The organism is Duganella sp. BJB476, assembly GCF_003416895.1.
Classification (GTDB): domain Bacteria; phylum Pseudomonadota; class Gammaproteobacteria; order Burkholderiales; family Burkholderiaceae_D; genus Rugamonas.
Map to the genome: position 1 here is coordinate 1 of NZ_QVIO01000025.1, position 1,106 is coordinate 1,106.

Consider the following 1,106-nt stretch of genomic DNA (forward strand, 5'->3'; position numbering starts at 1 on the left):
CGTGTCCGAATGTCAGACTTCGTATATTGAGCGTACCGCATCTCCATCGGATAATAAGGAGGTAGGTGCGGTCAGGCGGAGTGACGCTGATGAGACTTAGTGCCGTGGAGCACGTGGGTCAGATAAGCGCCTCTGCCTGTTTCATTTAATAAGTCCGAACGGTATCTGGGGCCATCGCGTCAACGCGTAAGCCCGCATACGAGGAAGGTCAAAAAATGGATACGATATGCGCAGCGGTGGGTATCGATGTCAGCAAGAAGAAGTTAGATATTGCACTGTTGGTCAATGGAAAAACGAAGACCAAGGTGCTTGAAAATTCCACCGAAGGCCACCGGGCACTGGTCGACTGGCTCAATAAATCCAAAGTTTCCCTGTCGGTAATGCATGTTTGCATGGAAGCGACGGGCGTTTATTCTGAGCCGGTGGCATTGGCCCTGCACCAAGCTGGGTTAGTGGTGAGCGTGGTGAATCCGGCTTGCATCAAGGGCTTCGGCCACAGCGAAAATATTCGCAATAAGAACGACGCCATTGATGCCGGGCTGATTGCGCGCTACTGCGCCGCGATGAAGCCCTCGCCCTGGAATCCGCCACCATTGGAGCAACGCCAGTTGCGAGCATGGTCGCAGCGCATTCAAGCCTTGAAGGATATTCGCCAGCAGGAAGAAAATCGGCTGGAGGCATTGACCATTAGCGGGATGGACGAAGTCGCGCAACACGTGCGCCAGCATATCGCTTGGCTCGCAGCAGAAATAGAGAAGCTCGAAGGCGACATCGACGATCACATAGATCGTCATCCTGACCTCAAGCACGATGCTGACCTGCTCGCCACAATTCCTGGCATAGGAATGACGACCGTGGCCAGGATACTGGGGCAATTAGGGGATATTCGCCGCTTTGACAGTGCAAAAGCTTTCGCCGCGTTTCTTGGCGTAACGCCCAGGCAGCGCACCTCCGGAAGCTCAGTAAAGGGGCGAACGACGATCAGTCGAACCGGCAGTACCTCATTGCGCGCTGCGCTGTACATGCCTAGCTTGGTGGCACGCCGGCACAACCCCATCCTGCATCAATTTGCAGAACGACTTACTGCAACTGGGATGGCGAAGAAA

1 protein-coding gene is annotated in these 1,106 nt (G+C 54.6%); it reads left to right on the forward strand.

Features of this window, described 5'->3' with window-relative positions; genetic code table 11:
• Positions 1 to 215: 215 nt before the first annotated feature.
• A partial coding sequence (locus tag D0T21_RS31470) for an IS110 family transposase (protein WP_116994089.1) occupies positions 216 to 1,106 on the forward strand: 891 nt, incomplete at its 3' end.